Genomic DNA, 15,552 nt, shown 5'->3' with positions numbered 1-15,552 from the left:
TTTATAAAGTTTCATTTTATCTTTTAATTTCCATTCCATAAATTTTACTACGAATACCAAACAAGAGCAGATGAAGATGGGAAAAGATGAAACTATAAGAACCTACAGTGGAAAAGACTTTCGGGATACATTTCTTGAATCTGAAAACACTATAGAACATCTTTTCAAATCAAATTCTGAACATTTTTTTTGTTTGAGAATTGAAGACGTAAACCAACTAAAATTTCCTATACCTCCATCCAAACATATTTGTCATACGGTTCTTTTTATTACTTCTGGAATTCATAAGTTAAAAGTTGGATCAGAAGAATATACTACTAAAGCAAACGAAATGGTGGTCGTTCCTGCTGGACAGATTTACGCTATCGATTTTATGAGTAAAAATATAACTGGCATTATTTGTCAGTTTCACCAAGACATTTTAATTGGAAAATATGGCAATCGTGAGATGATAAATGAATTTGATTTTTTGAAAATTTGGGGGAATCCTTCAATAACTTTTCAAAAACGAGAAGCTGGATTTATATCAAATTTATTAAATCGCCTGCTTATTGAATACAGTGAAACTGGAAGTGCAAACCTAGAGATCATACAATCTTACCTTATTACTTTACTTTTCGAAATTAATAAGAATGCTATAAAAACCAATAAAACCCTAACCGCTGCAACTACACTTACAACTAAGTTTAAAGAACTTATTTATTTACATATAAAAACACAGCACCAAGTAAGCTATTATGCTTCGATGCTCAGTGTAACTCCGAACCATTTAAATAAATCTATAAAATCGGTTACAGGAAAATCACCTACCAAATGGATTGATGAAACAATTCTTCTAGAAGCCAAATACTTATTGTACCAAACCAATCTTACCATTAATGAAATTGCCATGCAGGTAGGTCATTATGATCAATCCTACTTTAGCCGTATCTTTAAAAAACACGAAGGCATTACTCCTATCGAGTACCGAAAGATGATTGAAAAATCCTAACTCTTGCTTATTGAATCCTAATAGGATTACTGCTTTATTATTGACATTTGCAAACTAAAAAAAGCAAATAATGATTTACGTTTTCAAAACTTCGGTAAATTCTGAATTGAAATTAAAATCGGCTACTGTCTATCTTAACGATATATTATCTGACGCCAAATGGAATTTTGACCTTGAAGATTGTGATAACATCTTAAGGATTGATAGTCAAAATGAAATAGTAGAAATGCTATTAAGCAACAACGTTTTCGATTGTACCGAATTGGAATAAATACTGCATTTGCAACACTAAATTTTTCATCACCAAATTTATTATGGATACACAACTTCATCAAGGCAAGACTTTTGAAAACATTGACTACTCTGAAAAGAGATTAGCTGATTTTGAATTTTTCAATTGCGACTTTATAAACTGTAACTTTTCAAAAAGTGATTTAAGCAATAATGATTTTATAGATTGTACTTTTAAAAACTGTAATTTCTCTTTGGCGACATTACGAAACACAGGATTAAAAAATAGTAAGTTTACTGATTGTAAATTAATGGGATTAGACTTTAGCGCCTGCAATAGTTTCTTATTCTCGATGAATTTTCAAGGTTGCATTCTAGATTATTCGACTTTTTTACAGAAAAAATTAAAGAAAACAAACTTCTTCGATTGCTCACTAAAAGATGTAGATTTCTCAGAGACCGATTTAACACAGGCAGTTTTCAAGAACTGCGATTTAGCTAATGCTACTTTTGTACAGAGCATTCTTGAAAAAGCTGATTTTCGTACTGCAAAAAACTATTCTTTTGATCCTTCAGAAAACAGGGTCAAAAACGCAAAATTCTCAAGACTTGAACTTGCGTCTTTTAGAGAGATTTAATTTGGATATTCAGTAATCTAGGCGAATTAGTGCCATTCCATGAGGGAATAACTTTAGTGAGTTCAGTTTTAATTTCTATTTTTGTTTAATACAAAATTCCCAAAAAATGCTATTTAAAATTGAAGCTCACAGAACAAACCTCATAACTCGAGAAAATTTTACCTCTGTAGAATGGGCTGAAAAGCTTGATGAATTCATTAGTTGTACTGCTTTTATTAATGACAAGAAACTTGTAGAAGAGCTTACTCAAGAATTCAATCTTAATCAGACACAAATTGAGGAAATTGAGAAATGCCTAACAAACGAATCAATAACCTCTCATAGATATTCTTGTTCTAAATACGAGCATTTTAAAATTGAACCTGTTTATTTGAATATTAAAAAGCTAACTGGCAAACTAATTTATTGGAAAGATTGGGATTATATCTTTGAGAAAAAAGGAAATGATTATTTTCTTTGGTGCTTTTTGGGTGGTTTTGCCGATGTACAAAGAGAAATAAAACTGAGTGAAGAACATGTAAAAAAATATAAAGAAATCGGACTTGCTCAAATAGATTATTTAATCGATAATCTTAGAAAACTACATAAGTCTGAAGAATACGAATTAGCTTCTACTGAGAATAGACGGATAATGTAAACGCTGTTTTTTATATTTTTCTTATATTTCAACTTCTATTTACAATTTTATGAAACGATTATTGCTAACGCTTTATTTACTTATTGGAATGTCTAGTTCTCCATACGCCCAAAAAATCATTTCTTTATATAATGGCAAAGTACCCAACTCCAAAGAAATTACTGGAGTAAAAGATACTGCTATTGTTTATAACGCTGGAAATAAAAAGATCACTGTAATTACAAGAGTGGCTTCTCCAGATCTTACTGTTTTTCTTCCCGAAAAAAGTAAAGCTACTGGTATTGCTGTAATTATTTGCTCAGGCGGAGGCTATTCGGGAGTAGCAATTGATCATGAGGGGTATGCTATTGCAAAAAGACTAAACGAAAGTGGTATTGCAGGATTTGTTTTAAAATACCGTTTGCCAGATGCAAAATACGTCGAAAACCAAACAATTGTTCCTTTGCAAGATGCACAGCGTGCTATTGAATTGGTGAGAGAAAATGCCAAGCAATGGGGAATCAATCCTAATAAAATTGGAATTCAAGGTAGTTCCGCAGGTGGCCATTTGGCTGCTACTGCAGGTACTCATTATTCAAAATCGTACATAGACAATCCGCACAAAACTAGTTTGCGTCCCGATTTTATGATTCTAACTTATCCTGTTATTAGTATGACAGATTCTTTAACTCATCTTGGCTCTAGAAATAGTTTACTAGGCGAAAATGCATCTCCTGAGAAAATAAAAGAATACTCGAATGAATTGCATGTTACACCAAATACTGCCCCAACATTTATTACACATGCTGTAGATGATGCTGACGTAAAAGTGCAAAACTCACTTGTATTTATTGCTGCTTTACAACAAAACAAAGTTCCTGTCGAATCTTTTTTTTATGCCAATGGAGGTCATGGTTTCGGAATCGATAATCCCACCAGCACAGTTCAGTGGATAACTCCATGCATCGATTGGATTTTGAAGATTAATAAAAAATAAAAATATAATAATGACAACCTCAACTTGGTCAAATTCTATTCATAAAGATTTGCTTGAAGCAAAAGAACAACTGTACGATACTTGCGCTCTGGAATGTACGCAACCAATCCCTGAAGCCGAAAGTGCCGATTATGGCGCTTATACTTTTCAAATAAACAACCAATCAACGATATATCGAGTAGCTAAAATTACTCCAACGAAAGTGGGTCAGTTTGTTACGTTATGGAAAAGAAGCGAAAAAGGGCCTATTGCACCTTTTGAAATTACAGACAACATTGATTTATTTATTGTGAGTACTCGAAACGATTCTAATTTTGGACAGTTCATTTTCCCTAAATCAGTATTGCATCAAAAAGGAATTTTATCTGATGATAAGAAAGAAGGCAAACGTGCTATACGTGTATATCCTCCTTGGGATACGACAACTAGTAAACAAGCACAGAAAACCCAACAATGGCAATTAGCCTATTTTGTACCTATCTCTAATGAAAAACCAATTGATCTTGATTTAATAAAAAAATTGATTCCCTGATAAATAAATCATATTTTAGCTAATGCTTAAAACTTAAATCAACCCTTAAGCGTAATTCTAAAAACATTTAACACATAGAAACATCAGTTTTCTTTGCAAAAAAGAATCAAAAAGAAATGTATTTCTTTCACATGGTCTACTATGTGGATTCTGAATAAGTGAAACGTCTCTTTCTGAGTTTACAGAATCTATGTTTCTATGTGTTAAGAATAATTACCCAAAACAAATTGAAGTAAATACTAAAAAATGATAGTCATGACAGGAATAGACAGTTTAGGAACATTTATAATCGCCGCAATAATTGTTATTATTACACCAGGAATTGATACTATCATGGTATTAACAAGAAGTATTTCTTTGGGTAAAAAAGCAGGATTATACGCAGCTGTCGGAGTTAGCTTGGGACTTGTCATTCATACTATTGCTGCTGCATTTGGACTTTCGCTTATACTAGCAAAATCAGCTTTTGCTTTTAGCCTTGTTAAATATCTAGGAGCTGTCTATTTATTTTATCTTGGTTACAAATCGCTTACTGCAAAAACGAACCAAGCTGAAATAAAATCTATTGAAGTTAAAAATACAGCAAACAAGAAAATATTTCTAACTGCTCTTTTAAGCGATGTTCTAAATCCTAAAATAGCCATTTTCTTCTTGGCATTTTTACCCCAATTTATAAAATCCTCAGAAATAAACAATCCTACTCCTTACTTAATACTAGGATTCATTATCTTTATGATTGCCTTAATATGGTGTTCGTTTTTGGCATTAATGGGAAGTAATGTTGCAACTCTTTTTAATAAAAATAAAAATGCCGAAAGTAGATTGAACAAAATGACTGGAATTGTTTTCATCTTACTTGGTCTCAAGATTGCTTTTACAAAGAGGTAAAACTTCTTTTAGGCATATTTCATTTCTGATACCAATCACAATAATAAATGCTCGAAGGTAATTCTGGCACTATCAAACATATGAATACCGATTATACAAAACTAGACAATCCAGCTTGGTATTCGCTTTCTGAAACGCACCAAGAATTTGCAGTAGATTACAATAACATCAAATTTTATCATCCTGATTATTGTCCTTTTGGAGGATTTATAACTACTGAGAATATCCAAAAATCTATTGATGCTTATTCTGAATTCGCAGATAACTTTTTTATTGTTGGCGAAAAACCGTTGCTTTCAAATCAATTAGAATTGAAAAAAGAATTGATATGCCTGCAAATGGTTCTTAATAACCGACTGGATATTGAAATTACAGAAACTTTTGTTCCGCTTACTACAAGTGAACATATCGATGCTTTATTCGAATTGGTTAGTTTGGTACAGCCTGGTTATTTTAAAAGAAAAACGGCTCTGTTAGGCAATTATTTTGGAATATTTAAGGACAATAAACTGATTGCAGTTACTGGCGAACGCATGAAAATGAATGATTTTACCGAAGTAAGTGCAATCGTTACGCATCCTGACCATACTGGAAAAGGATACGCCAAACAATTAATTGCTCATGCTGTAAATACTATTTTTGATCAAAACAAAATACCCTATTTGCACGTAGTCGAAAGTAATATTGGTGCCATTAAACTATACGAAAAACTAGGATTCGTAACCAGACGCAAAATGAGCCTTTGGCATATTTCTAAGTAAAAATTCAACGGCATGATAAATACGTATAGACTAGGAGCTGTTGGTGCATTACTTGATGTGTATGAGGGAACCATCAGAGATTTACAACAAACTATTTCGGATATCTCGGATACCGAACTTATAAAGATTGTTGACAACCAAACAACTGATGATAGTTGCAGATCAATTCAGACTATTTTATCGCATATTGTTTGCTCTGGTTATGCATATTGTATTTATATCCGACGCTCCAAAGGGGAATCAATTGAATTTAAAGATGAAATATTTCACACTACCATTCAGGATTATAACAGCCATTTAAACGATTCATTTGTTTTTATGATTGATACTTTTAAAAATATAAAAGACAATGAACTTGAAGAATCTGATAATACTAAAAAACTAACCACTTCTTGGGGGCAAATCTATGATATCGAACAAATCATGGAACATGCTATTGTACATGTTTTAAGACATCGCCGCCAAATAGAAAAATATATAATAATAATCCGAAATATAGAATAATACACTGTTCGGCTATTCTCAAATACCAATCATATGAAAAATACATTCTACCTCTTTATCTTCTTAACATTTGCTGTTTCAAATTTTGCCCAAACCAAAAAAAAGAAAACTGCAACTGAGAATCAACCAATCGTTCTTGGAATTACCGATAAGCTAAAATCGACTGAATTGGGTGAAACAAGAACAATAAACATATACTTACCTCAGGGATACAACAAAAAAGACACTTTAAATTATCCCGTTATCTATATTCTTGATGGTGGTGTTGAAGAAGACTTTATCCATATTACTGGAATCGTTCGTTTTAATACTGAAGAATGGATTGCCCGATTCCCAAAATCTATTGTGGTTGGAATTGAAAACACGAACCGAAGACGTGATTTTACTTTTAGCGTTCCTAACATCGATTTTGTTGAAAAAATAGGATTCAAAAAAGAAAACTTTCCTCAATACGGTGGATCTGATAAATACATTGCTTTTCTCGAAAAAGAATTACAACCTTATATTGATAAAAAGTTCAATACAAACAATCACAAAACCGTTATTGGTGAATCTTTAGCTGGATTATTAGCAACTGAAATTTTATTAAAACACCGCAATTTATTTGATAGCTACATAATTATTGCTCCTAGTTTGTGGTGGGGAGACCAATCCTTGCTTACCGAAGCACCTAACTTACTGAAAGCAAAGAACAACAAACCTGTTCAAGTATATGTTGCTGCTTGCGACAAAGAGGAAGATAAAACTATGTATGATGTTGCTGTATCTTTAAGTGAAACGCTGAAGCAAAATGACGAAAAGAACACTAAAATTTATTATGATTATATCCAAAACGAAATACACTCAACTATAATGCATCAAGCAGTTTACAATGGATTTAAAGCTTTTTATCCAAAAAGCATTTATCAGAAATAAAAGAGAGATCAATTCTACAAGAAGAACGAATAACTAGATATGGACACTACTAAAAGAAGCGTAGTAGGTAAAAGGAATATTTTTCGCATTACTCTGCTTGCATTTATTACTACTTTATTCTTTACGCCTGTTTTCGGGAATCTATATTCTCTTCTTATTGAGAGAGAATACTTTATTCCAAAGCAATCTTCGATCTTTACTTTTAGTGAAACTGTGCGTAATGATGGTTCTAGTGACGCATGGAGATATGGAAAAGACTTTGCCAATTATTACTACAATTTAAGTAACACCAATAATGATGTTCTTGTTTTCCCTAAAAGCAATGTTGATAACTGTCCAGAATTTAATCCTGAAGATGTAAACACTTGGTGCGAATTAAAACACCAATAACTAAAAATTATTACGCAAAGTTTCACAAAAGGAAACGCGAAGTTTAGCCCAACATACTTTCAGTAGTTTATTTTGAGAAACGAAGAATCGTACTTAGTAGCTCGACAATCTAGGAATACTTTGCGTTAGTTTCTTGCAGAGATTCTTCCTTCGTCAGAAAGACAAGATTGAGAGAAAACTGAAAACTGAATACTGCGACTGGATACTGAAAACTGTGCCTAAAAAAAAGACTTTTTTTTTTACAAAAACATTAACATTACGCTTATTCTTACAAGCACAAAATCCTATTATATTTGGCTAATCATTTTAGAACTATCTAGAAATGAAATCATCAACATTCAAAAAAAAAAAAAAAATGACAAAAGTAATCACTGTTCTAACTATTGCCTTATTCTCTATTGGGGTAAGTGCACAAGAAGCTAATCCAACTGCTAAAAAAGAAGCTACATCTAAAACGATGACCAAAGCGGAAAAGGAAAAATGTAAAGCTAAATGCAAAGCCGATGGAAAAAAATGTGATAAAGACATGGCTAAAAAAGATGCAAAAAAATGTTGCTCTAAAAAATAGTCCACTTTAAAATCCATAAAAAAAGCTTCAGGAAACTGAAGCTTTTTTTATATCTATTATTTGACGAATCTATTTCACACGAATACTCCACTCAAAATCCATTTCGGATACTTGAATTCCCTCTTCATTGGTTCCTATGGATTTCATCCAAAAGGTTTGCCCCTCGCCAGTTTCGATTGTTCTTTGTATGGCTTCAGCTATTAAATGCCCATCATTACATACGAATGTAATACGTCCGGTTGCTTTTTTGGTGAAGTTTCCTTTATTATTTGCGACAAGCATAGAAATTTTGCGTCCGCTTTTTTGAATTCCAGCAATTACCAATGCGCCTGTTGTAAGTTCGGCTGCCATTGCTTGAACCGCAAAATACATTGAATTGAAAGGATTCTGATTCATCCAACGGTGCTTTACCGTTACAACGCATTTATTGTCGTCGATTTCTTTTACACGTACGCCACAAATAAAGGCCGATGGTAATTTGAATAATACAAATTTGTTGAGTTTAGAAACTGAAATTGCCATTAGTTTTATTTTTTTATGTAAAAATACAAAAAAACTATGCACGCACAATAAATTGTTTTGACTTTGAAAGATTGCCAATAAATACAGTTACTCCCGCTGATTTTCAATGCTTTTTTGAGTGAATCAAAATTTTAAACTTGTTAAAATTTTGTTAATAATTAGTACTATGCAAAACAAGATACTGTCTTTTAGATATATATTTGCATAAGAAATTACTATATACTTTTAATCATGGAAACAACAACACCACTAATCATGGAAACACCTTCAGAAAGAAACACGGCTACGTTTACTCATTTGAGTACATTAACTCAATATTTTATTCCGTTTGGGAATTATATTTTCCCGGTTTTAATCTGGTCGAATAAAAAAGACAAATCAGAATTTGTAAATCATCATGGTAAACAAGCTTTAAACTTTCAGTTGAGTTTATTGTTATACACTTTGATTCTGGCTTTGATTGCTATTCCAATCTTTGTTTTTGTAATCTTCAAGAACATTCCGATGGATGTAGTTATTAATGACAATGATTTTACAATGAATAATTTCAATCTTGGCGACAATATCGGAATATTAAGTGTTGGCGTTTTAGCAGTTTTAATTTTTGGAATGCTAAAAGTAGTTGAGTTCTTTTTGGTTATTTATGCTTCAATAAAAGCTTCTAACGGAGAATTATACAAATATCCTCTTACGATTCCTTTTATCAAGTAATACTAACAAAGATTCTTTGACTCTGCTTAGGAATACAAGAAAAAAGTTAAAAGTTATATACAACAATAGGAGCCTAGCCCTGATAGAAGTGACATCCTTTTGCTGGTTTCTTTAACCAGTAAAAGATAAAACGGAGAGCAGGAATTAGCTTCAAAAAAAATCATCAATCATCAATCAAAAAACGAATTGCTCAATCTAAACAAAACAAAATGAAATTATGAACATTGAAAACACAAAAGCACAGATGCGCAAAGGTGTTCTTGAGTTTTGTATCTTATCTGTACTGAAAGAAAAAGATGCTTATACATCGGAGATATTAGACACTTTGAAAAACGCAAAATTACTGGTAGTAGAAGGAACTATTTATCCATTATTAACCAGATTGAAAAATGACGGTTTACTTAATTATCGTTGGGAAGAATCAACTTCGGGACCACCACGAAAATATTATGGATTAACCGAAATAGGTCAAACATTTTTAAACGAACTAAATGGCACTTGGAATGAACTTTCGGATGCTGTAACACTAATCACCAATCAAAAACAATAGTCATGAACAAAACAGTAAATATTAACTTAGGAGGCATGTTCTTTCATATAGATGAAGATGCATACTTGAAACTGACGCGCTATTTTGACGCTATAAAACGTTCTTTGGGTAACTCTTCTGGTAAAGATGAAATTATTAAAGACATTGAAATGCGTGTTTCGGAATTATTAACCGAAAAACAAAAAAGTGAAAAACACGTTGTAGGTATAAAAGATGTAGACGAGGTTATTGCAGTAATGGGACAACCAGAAGACTACATTCTAGAGGAAGAAGCTAATTCATCTAATCAATCATTTAGCGATTCTGGAACTAGAAGAACCAAAAAATTATACCGTGATAAAGAAAAAGGTATGATTGGTGGTGTGGCTACTGGTTTAGGACATTATTTTGGAATAGATGCAGTATGGCTAAAAATTATGTTCTTGATATTTGTTTTTGCTGGATTTGGAACTGGTATCGTAGCTTATATCGTTTTATGGATTGTAACTCCCGAGGCTGTAACAACTTCGGAAAAACTAGAAATGACTGGTGAGCCTGTTACTATTTCGAATATCGAGAAAAAGGTACGTGAAGAAATTGAATCTTTATCTGATAAATTCAAAAATGCCGATTATGACAAAATGGGAAACCAAGTAAAGTCGGGTGCTGAAAGAATAGGAAGTGGCTTTAGCGACTTTATCATGACCATTTTTAAAGTTTTTGCTAAGTTCTTAGGGATTATTTTAATCATCTCTGGAATAACTACATTGATGTTTTTACTAATCGGAGTTTTTACTCTAGGCACCAATCTTTTTATTGAATTTCCTTGGCAAAACTTTGTAGATGCAGGTAACTTTACTGATTATCCTATCTGGATGTTTGGCTTATTAATGTTCTTTGCTGTTGGAATTCCGTTTTTCTTTATGACTCTTTTAGGTTTTAAATTATTGGCTCCAAACATGAAATCTATCGGTAATGTTGCAAAATATACTTTGCTTGCTGTTTGGATTATTGCTATGGCTTTGGCTATAAGTATTGGAATTAAACAAGCTACTGAGGTTTCGTATGAAAACAAAACGGTACAAAAATATCCTTTAAACATAAAAACTACAGATACTCTTTTTGTGAAGTTTAAATACAATGATTACTACACAAAAGACCTTAACCATCGTGATGATTTCGAATTTGTACAAGACTCTGCTAACAACCAATTGATATATTCTACCAATATTAGTTTACATGTTTTGCGTACTGACGAAAAAACGGCATACATTCAAATTGAAAAAAATGCTAGGGGAAAGTCATTTATGGATGCTAAACAAAGAGCTGAAAAAATTAACTATAAATTTGAAATAAAAGGAAATCAATTATTACTTGACAACTATCTTTTAACTGATATTATAAACAAATTCAGAGATCAAGAGGTGAAAATATACTTATACTTACCTGAAGGTCAATTATTAAAACCAGATGCATCGGTAGAAGACTATGATGAATCTGATAATGATTTCTTTAATTTACATTTTAGTGCTGACAATTATATTTATAAAGTAGGTACTTCAAAAGTTATATGTTTGAACTGCCCTGCATCTGAAAATGAATATGATGATGTAGATGCAAATCAAAATATCGACATAAACGATACTATAAATGAAGTTTCGGTTAAAATAAATGGAAAAGAAGTTCTGAACGGAAAAAAAACTTCAGGACAATTGACTATAGATAAAAACGGAGTTATAATTAAAACGAACTAGTCATGATCAAGATAATTATTTGTGTTACCAAGTTTATAGTTGTTGCCATAACAGCTTTATTGTTTGCTTCTTGTAACTTTTCGAACAGTTTAAAATCGATAGAAGGAAGCGGAAACGTTAGTACTGAAAAACGAAATATTGAAGGAACTTTTGAAAATGTATCTGTTAGTAATGCCATTGATCTTGTAATCGAACAATCGGATAAAACTGAAGTTACTGTGGAAGCAGATGATAATTTGATAAACAAAATAACAACTAAGATTGAAGGAAATACTTTGGTTATAAAATGCAGCTATAATTCTTTTAGAAATATTAAATCTAAAAAAGTAATTGTAAAAATGCCAGTCATTAATAACATAAAAGCTTCTAGCGCTTCAACTGTAAAAAGCATCAACATTTTAAGAGGAGAAGATATCAGCCTAGACGCATCAAGTGCAGCAGAAATTAATGTAAATGTAGAATCTGACGCTGTTACCTGCGAAACTAGTAGCGCCAGTAATATAGCCATTGAAGGAAAAGCATTAACTCTAAATGTATCTGCTTCTAGCGGAAGTGATATCGATGCAAAAAGAATGTTGGCAAATGAAATTGATGCACAAGCTTCAAGCGGTGCTTCAATAGCTGTTCATCCTATTGTGAGTTTAAAAGCAAAAGCAAGTAGCGGAGGAGATATTATTTACAACTCGATTCCAAAATCTATCGAGAAAAAATCGAGTTCTGGAGGAAGCATCGAACAAGAGTAATCCTAAATAGTCCTTAAAATTACATTAATCATCCATCGCAAGTGGATGATTTTTTTATATTTGTAAAAAACTAAATTTAATGAAAAAATACACGCTAGTGCTTCTACTTTTAGTTGCCACAATGACAACTTTTGCACAAAAAAAGGAAAAGATAAAAGGATCGAAAACGGTAACCATCGCAACCAAAGAAATAGGTGAATTCAATAGTCTTGAAGTTAATGATAATCTTGAGGTTTACTTGGAACGTGGAGAAAAAAACGAAATAAAAATTGAAGCTGATGATAATCTTCATGAGATTATTGGAATGGATTTAAACGGGCAAGCGTTGCGTATTTACACATCTAAAGAAGCTAGTATCTTTAAAAAACTAATTGTAAGAGTTACTTACACTAAGGATTTAACTAAGGTTATTGCAAAAAACACTACTGTAGTAAATGGGATTCAAGAACTTCAACTGGATGACATCACTTTTAATTCTGTTGATTACTCCAAATTATTCTTGAATGTAAACGCTAAGAAATTTGCTTTGATAGCAGATGATAAATCGAAAACAGAGTTGAATTTAAAATCAGAAAACGGAAGTGTACAATTAAGCAAAAATGCAGGTTTAAAAGCATTAGTGGTGGCAACAGATTTTAAATGTGATTTGTATCAAAAAGCAAATGCAGCTATTGAAGGCACTGCTACAAATGGAATTTTTAGATTAGATAATAATTCTTCATTTATAGGAAATAAATTCACTGTAAAGAATGCTAATGTCACAGCCGAAAGTTATTCGACTGGAAGCATACTTGCCGAAACATCTGTTAGTATCGCCGCTGGAGATAAAGCCGAAGTACAGCTTTTAGGAAATCCTAAAATTGATTTGACTCGTTTTTCTGGAGAGGCTAAATTGATTAAAAGATCGAAATAATTACAACCTAAGCGAAGCGAATTGATGAAGTAATTACACCAATAGGTTAAAATACTTCCTTAGTTAAGTCAAAACGTTACAAAAGCAAAAATGTCCCAATCTTACGATTGGGACATTTTATTTATATCAAAAGTGACAAATAAAATTTGAAACTTTAGTTTTAGTCTTTTGAAGCTAAATATCTTTCAGCATCTAAAGCAGCCATACATCCTGTACCTGCGGCAGTAATTGCTTGGCGATATACGTGGTCTGCTGCATCTCCTGCTACAAACACGCCTGCAACATTAGTATTAGATGTTCCTGGAGTATTAATTATATATCCTGTTTCATCAAGCGTGATATAGTCTTTAAAGATATCTGTGTTTGGTTTATGTCCAATTGCTACGAAGAATCCAGTTGCTGGAATATCAAAAATTTCGCCTGTAGTTTTGTTTTTTGCTTTTACAGCAGTAACTACTTGCTCGTCTCCTATAACTTCTACAGTATCGTGGTTCATTAAAATCTCGATGTTTTCAGTTTTACGAACACGATCTTCCATAATTTTAGAAGCTCTAAATTTTTCGCTTCTTACCAACATAGTTACTTTTTTACAAAGTTTAGATAAGTAATGCGCTTCTTCACAAGCTGAATCCCCTGCTCCAACAATCACAACTTCTTGGTTTCTGTAAAAGAATCCGTCGCAAACAGCACAAGCAGAAACTCCACCTCCCATTTTTAAATAATGTTGTTCTGATGGTAATCCTAGGTATTTAGCAGATGCTCCAGTAGAAATAATTACTGTTTCGCAATGCAATTCGATAGTATCATTAATCCATACTTTATGTATATCTCCCGAGAAATCAACTTTAGTTGCCCAACCATCACGGATATCTGCACCAAAACGTTCTGCTTGCTTTTGCAATTGAATCATCATTTCTGGTCCTGTAACTCCATCAACGTATCCTGGGAAATTTTCTACTTCATTTGTAGTTGTTAATTGTCCTCCAGGTTGCATTCCTTGGTATAAAACTGGATTCATATTAGCTCTGGCGGCATATATAGCAGCGGTATAACCTGCTGGCCCAGAACCTATAATTAGGCATTTAATTTTTTCGATTGTATCTGACATAATTTTGTTTTTTTCTGAAATACAAATGTATACTTTATTCTAAAAATTAGCGTCTTAAATGAATCCTAAATATTTATATCAAAATAAATAAAATTTATTTTCAAAAATAGTTTGACAACTCAAATATTTGTCTATCTTTGCACCCGATTACGGGGTGTAGCGTAGCCCGGTTATCGCGCCTGCTTTGGGAGCAGGAGGCCGCAGGTTCGAATCCTGCCACCCCGACAAAAGTCTTTTCATCATCTTGAAAAGACTTTTTTTTTGGCCTAAATTTTAAAATCTCTTACAAAAATAGCTCAAAATAACCTGATAATCTGATCAGTACGAAATTACACTATCGAATATTAAAAATTTTAAAAAGAACATTTCTTTTATTATCTGTATTAATATAACTTTCCAGTACATCTAAATTTTGTTTGTCATAATCTGTTGTATATATTTTTTTGCAGAATTTAAGCTGTTCAAGCGCATAATCTTTACCTTTAAAATAATTATCCAATGCCAACTTATAAAAAACATTACTTGAATTTGGCTTCTTAATTTTTGCTATTTTACTATAGACGTCACTTAAGTCTTTATCTGCATCATCACTATTAAGTTTTAACTTTAACACACTACTAAAAAGCCTCAGTGTCGGATCAATTGAATCTGCTTTAATTTCATTTAACTGATTAAGCGCCTCCTGGTACTCCTGCTTATCAACGAAAAATTGTGCTTTGCTAAATTTATAACCATCATTAGCTGGGTCACAGTTTATACTTTTATTTAGAAAGTATATTGCACTATCATTTTCCATCTTAGATGCTTTTTCAATATACTTGTTGTAAATAACTTCGCATTCAGGTCTATCTGCAATCCTTTCCTTTTCCAGGTTTTTTTTTGATTCACTTTTACTTTGGCAACTCAAGAGCGATGTAATAAGTAAAATTGTAACGATATGATATGTATTTTTCATGCTAGCTTTTTTTTATACTTATCGGGGATCAGGTTAAAAAGTTGCGCTTATTCAAAAATAACTTGCCCAATCTTGTCACTCTGAGGAACGAAGAGTCTCTGCTTGTGGCTCGACAACCTATAAATACTTTGTGTTGGTTTCTTGTGAAGACACTTCGTTCCTCAGAGTGACAAGCTTGCGATTGCTTAACGTGTAAAAAAAATAAACAAAATCTTTATTTGCTTGTAAATTCTAAAAACATCATTATGACTCATTTTATCACTAAGCTGGACGTACGTACTGCAAT

20 protein-coding genes and 1 tRNA gene are annotated in these 15,552 nt (G+C 32.3%); 18 read left to right on the top strand and 3 right to left on the bottom strand.

Annotation, left to right across the window (positions count from 1 at the left end; genetic code table 11):
- The first annotated feature begins 70 nt into the window (after positions 1 to 70).
- The 12 genes from QWY99_RS03540 (at position 71) to QWY99_RS03485 (ending at position 8,031) form a co-directional block, all read left to right on the top strand.
- A complete protein-coding gene (locus tag QWY99_RS03540) occupies positions 71 to 991 on the top strand; it encodes a helix-turn-helix domain-containing protein (protein ID WP_290261435.1) in 921 nt (306 codons plus the stop codon).
- A 70-nt stretch (positions 992 to 1,061) separates the two neighbouring features.
- Positions 1,062 to 1,262, top strand: coding sequence for a hypothetical protein (locus QWY99_RS03535; protein ID WP_290261433.1), 201 nt, complete (start codon positions 1,062 to 1,064; stop codon positions 1,260 to 1,262).
- Positions 1,263 to 1,305: 43 nt separating this feature from the next.
- Entirely contained in the window at positions 1,306 to 1,860 is a 555-nt protein-coding gene (locus tag QWY99_RS03530; protein ID WP_290261431.1) for a pentapeptide repeat-containing protein, read from the top strand.
- Between the two features lie 106 nt (positions 1,861 to 1,966).
- Complete coding sequence (locus QWY99_RS03525) at positions 1,967 to 2,497, top strand: hypothetical protein (protein ID WP_290261429.1); 531 nt, start codon at positions 1,967 to 1,969, stop codon at positions 2,495 to 2,497.
- A gap of 49 nt (positions 2,498 to 2,546) precedes the next feature.
- The gene (locus QWY99_RS03520; RefSeq protein WP_290261427.1) at positions 2,547 to 3,473 is read left to right on the top strand and encodes an alpha/beta hydrolase; all 927 of its coding nucleotides are present in this window, start codon (positions 2,547 to 2,549) and stop codon (positions 3,471 to 3,473) included.
- 10 nt (positions 3,474 to 3,483) lie between these two features.
- Positions 3,484 to 4,005 (top strand): MepB family protein, encoded by a 522-nt coding sequence (locus QWY99_RS03515; protein WP_290261424.1) that lies wholly within the window; start codon positions 3,484 to 3,486, stop codon positions 4,003 to 4,005.
- A 255-nt stretch (positions 4,006 to 4,260) separates the two neighbouring features.
- A complete protein-coding gene (locus QWY99_RS03510) occupies positions 4,261 to 4,893 on the top strand; it encodes a LysE family translocator (RefSeq protein ID WP_290261422.1) in 633 nt (210 codons plus the stop codon).
- Positions 4,894 to 4,973: 80 nt separating this feature from the next.
- Positions 4,974 to 5,654: a GNAT family N-acetyltransferase gene (locus tag QWY99_RS03505; protein ID WP_290261420.1), complete on the top strand. Its 681-nt coding sequence runs from the start codon at positions 4,974 to 4,976 to the stop codon at positions 5,652 to 5,654.
- A 12-nt stretch (positions 5,655 to 5,666) separates the two neighbouring features.
- Positions 5,667 to 6,158 (top strand): DinB family protein, encoded by a 492-nt coding sequence (locus QWY99_RS03500; RefSeq protein WP_290261418.1) that lies wholly within the window; start codon positions 5,667 to 5,669, stop codon positions 6,156 to 6,158.
- A 33-nt stretch (positions 6,159 to 6,191) separates the two neighbouring features.
- Entirely contained in the window at positions 6,192 to 7,073 is an 882-nt protein-coding gene (locus tag QWY99_RS03495) for an alpha/beta hydrolase (RefSeq protein ID WP_290261416.1), read from the top strand.
- A gap of 39 nt (positions 7,074 to 7,112) precedes the next feature.
- Complete coding sequence (locus QWY99_RS03490) at positions 7,113 to 7,463, top strand: hypothetical protein (RefSeq protein WP_290261414.1); 351 nt, start codon at positions 7,113 to 7,115, stop codon at positions 7,461 to 7,463.
- Positions 7,464 to 7,818: 355 nt separating this feature from the next.
- Complete coding sequence (locus QWY99_RS03485) at positions 7,819 to 8,031, top strand: hypothetical protein (RefSeq protein ID WP_290261411.1); 213 nt, start codon at positions 7,819 to 7,821, stop codon at positions 8,029 to 8,031.
- 69 nt (positions 8,032 to 8,100) lie between these two features.
- Here the strand turns inward: QWY99_RS03485 and QWY99_RS03480 are convergent, their stop codons facing one another.
- A complete protein-coding gene (locus QWY99_RS03480) occupies positions 8,101 to 8,553 on the bottom strand; it encodes a DUF4442 domain-containing protein (protein ID WP_290261409.1) in 453 nt (150 codons plus the stop codon).
- Between the two features lie 231 nt (positions 8,554 to 8,784).
- On the opposite strand from QWY99_RS03480, the gene QWY99_RS03475 reads away from it, so the two are divergent.
- The 5 genes from QWY99_RS03475 (at position 8,785) to QWY99_RS03455 (ending at position 13,203) form a co-directional block, all read left to right on the top strand.
- Complete coding sequence (locus QWY99_RS03475) at positions 8,785 to 9,264, top strand: DUF4870 domain-containing protein (RefSeq protein ID WP_290261407.1); 480 nt, start codon at positions 8,785 to 8,787, stop codon at positions 9,262 to 9,264.
- 217 nt (positions 9,265 to 9,481) lie between these two features.
- Positions 9,482 to 9,814: a PadR family transcriptional regulator gene (locus tag QWY99_RS03470; RefSeq protein WP_039112343.1), complete on the top strand. Its 333-nt coding sequence runs from the start codon at positions 9,482 to 9,484 to the stop codon at positions 9,812 to 9,814.
- A 2-nt stretch (positions 9,815 to 9,816) separates the two neighbouring features.
- Positions 9,817 to 11,547 (top strand): PspC domain-containing protein, encoded by a 1,731-nt coding sequence (locus QWY99_RS03465; protein WP_290261400.1) that lies wholly within the window; start codon positions 9,817 to 9,819, stop codon positions 11,545 to 11,547.
- 2 nt (positions 11,548 to 11,549) lie between these two features.
- Complete coding sequence (locus QWY99_RS03460; protein WP_290261398.1) at positions 11,550 to 12,290, top strand: head GIN domain-containing protein; 741 nt, start codon at positions 11,550 to 11,552, stop codon at positions 12,288 to 12,290.
- A gap of 79 nt (positions 12,291 to 12,369) precedes the next feature.
- On the top strand, positions 12,370 to 13,203 hold the full coding sequence (locus QWY99_RS03455; protein WP_290261396.1) for a GIN domain-containing protein: 834 nt from the start codon (positions 12,370 to 12,372) through the stop codon (positions 13,201 to 13,203).
- 160 nt (positions 13,204 to 13,363) lie between these two features.
- On the opposite strand, the gene trxB is transcribed toward QWY99_RS03455, so the two are convergent.
- Positions 13,364 to 14,311: a thioredoxin-disulfide reductase gene (gene trxB / locus QWY99_RS03450; protein WP_290261394.1), complete on the bottom strand. Its 948-nt coding sequence runs from the start codon at positions 14,309 to 14,311 to the stop codon at positions 13,364 to 13,366.
- 150 nt (positions 14,312 to 14,461) lie between these two features.
- Here trxB and QWY99_RS03445 point away from each other — a divergent pair.
- Positions 14,462 to 14,536 (top strand) — tRNA-Pro (locus QWY99_RS03445).
- Positions 14,537 to 14,645: 109 nt separating this feature from the next.
- On the opposite strand, the gene QWY99_RS03440 is transcribed toward QWY99_RS03445, so the two are convergent.
- The gene (locus QWY99_RS03440) at positions 14,646 to 15,266 is read right to left on the bottom strand and encodes a hypothetical protein (protein WP_290261392.1); all 621 of its coding nucleotides are present in this window, start codon (positions 15,264 to 15,266) and stop codon (positions 14,646 to 14,648) included.
- Positions 15,267 to 15,552: the final 286 nt, after the last annotated feature.

The sequence above is a fragment of the Flavobacterium branchiarum genome, from assembly GCF_030409845.1.
GTDB lineage: Bacteria > Bacteroidota > Bacteroidia > Flavobacteriales > Flavobacteriaceae > Flavobacterium > Flavobacterium branchiarum.
This window is presented reverse-complemented; position numbering and strand designations above follow the sequence as displayed.

What these genes read in the sequence shown, in the direction of transcription:
- QWY99_RS03520 (WP_290261427.1), top strand. Translation starts at nt 2,547, where the DNA reads ATGAAACGATTATTGCTAACGCTTTATTTACTTATTGGAATGTCTAGT.
- QWY99_RS03495 (WP_290261416.1), top strand. Translation starts at nt 6,192, where the DNA reads ATGAAAAATACATTCTACCTCTTTATCTTCTTAACATTTGCTGTTTCA.
- QWY99_RS03535 (WP_290261433.1), top strand. Translation starts at nt 1,062, where the DNA reads ATGATTTACGTTTTCAAAACTTCGGTAAATTCTGAATTGAAATTAAAA.
- QWY99_RS03505 (WP_290261420.1), top strand. Translation starts at nt 4,974, where the DNA reads ATGAATACCGATTATACAAAACTAGACAATCCAGCTTGGTATTCGCTT.
- QWY99_RS03500 (WP_290261418.1), top strand. Translation starts at nt 5,667, where the DNA reads ATGATAAATACGTATAGACTAGGAGCTGTTGGTGCATTACTTGATGTG.
- QWY99_RS03540 (WP_290261435.1), top strand. Translation starts at nt 71, where the DNA reads ATGAAGATGGGAAAAGATGAAACTATAAGAACCTACAGTGGAAAAGAC.
- QWY99_RS03460 (WP_290261398.1), top strand. Translation starts at nt 11,550, where the DNA reads ATGATCAAGATAATTATTTGTGTTACCAAGTTTATAGTTGTTGCCATA.
- QWY99_RS03465 (WP_290261400.1), top strand. Translation starts at nt 9,817, where the DNA reads ATGAACAAAACAGTAAATATTAACTTAGGAGGCATGTTCTTTCATATA.
- QWY99_RS03530 (WP_290261431.1), top strand. Translation starts at nt 1,306, where the DNA reads ATGGATACACAACTTCATCAAGGCAAGACTTTTGAAAACATTGACTAC.
- trxB (WP_290261394.1), bottom strand. Translation starts at nt 14,311, where the DNA reads ATGTCAGATACAATCGAAAAAATTAAATGCCTAATTATAGGTTCTGGG.
- QWY99_RS03485 (WP_290261411.1), top strand. Translation starts at nt 7,819, where the DNA reads ATGACAAAAGTAATCACTGTTCTAACTATTGCCTTATTCTCTATTGGG.
- QWY99_RS03525 (WP_290261429.1), top strand. Translation starts at nt 1,967, where the DNA reads ATGCTATTTAAAATTGAAGCTCACAGAACAAACCTCATAACTCGAGAA.
- QWY99_RS03470 (WP_039112343.1), top strand. Translation starts at nt 9,482, where the DNA reads ATGAACATTGAAAACACAAAAGCACAGATGCGCAAAGGTGTTCTTGAG.
- QWY99_RS03510 (WP_290261422.1), top strand. Translation starts at nt 4,261, where the DNA reads ATGACAGGAATAGACAGTTTAGGAACATTTATAATCGCCGCAATAATT.
- QWY99_RS03480 (WP_290261409.1), bottom strand. Translation starts at nt 8,553, where the DNA reads ATGGCAATTTCAGTTTCTAAACTCAACAAATTTGTATTATTCAAATTA.
- QWY99_RS03475 (WP_290261407.1), top strand. Translation starts at nt 8,785, where the DNA reads ATGGAAACAACAACACCACTAATCATGGAAACACCTTCAGAAAGAAAC.
- QWY99_RS03455 (WP_290261396.1), top strand. Translation starts at nt 12,370, where the DNA reads ATGAAAAAATACACGCTAGTGCTTCTACTTTTAGTTGCCACAATGACA.
- QWY99_RS03440 (WP_290261392.1), bottom strand. Translation starts at nt 15,266, where the DNA reads ATGAAAAATACATATCATATCGTTACAATTTTACTTATTACATCGCTC.
- QWY99_RS03490 (WP_290261414.1), top strand. Translation starts at nt 7,113, where the DNA reads ATGGACACTACTAAAAGAAGCGTAGTAGGTAAAAGGAATATTTTTCGC.
- QWY99_RS03515 (WP_290261424.1), top strand. Translation starts at nt 3,484, where the DNA reads ATGACAACCTCAACTTGGTCAAATTCTATTCATAAAGATTTGCTTGAA.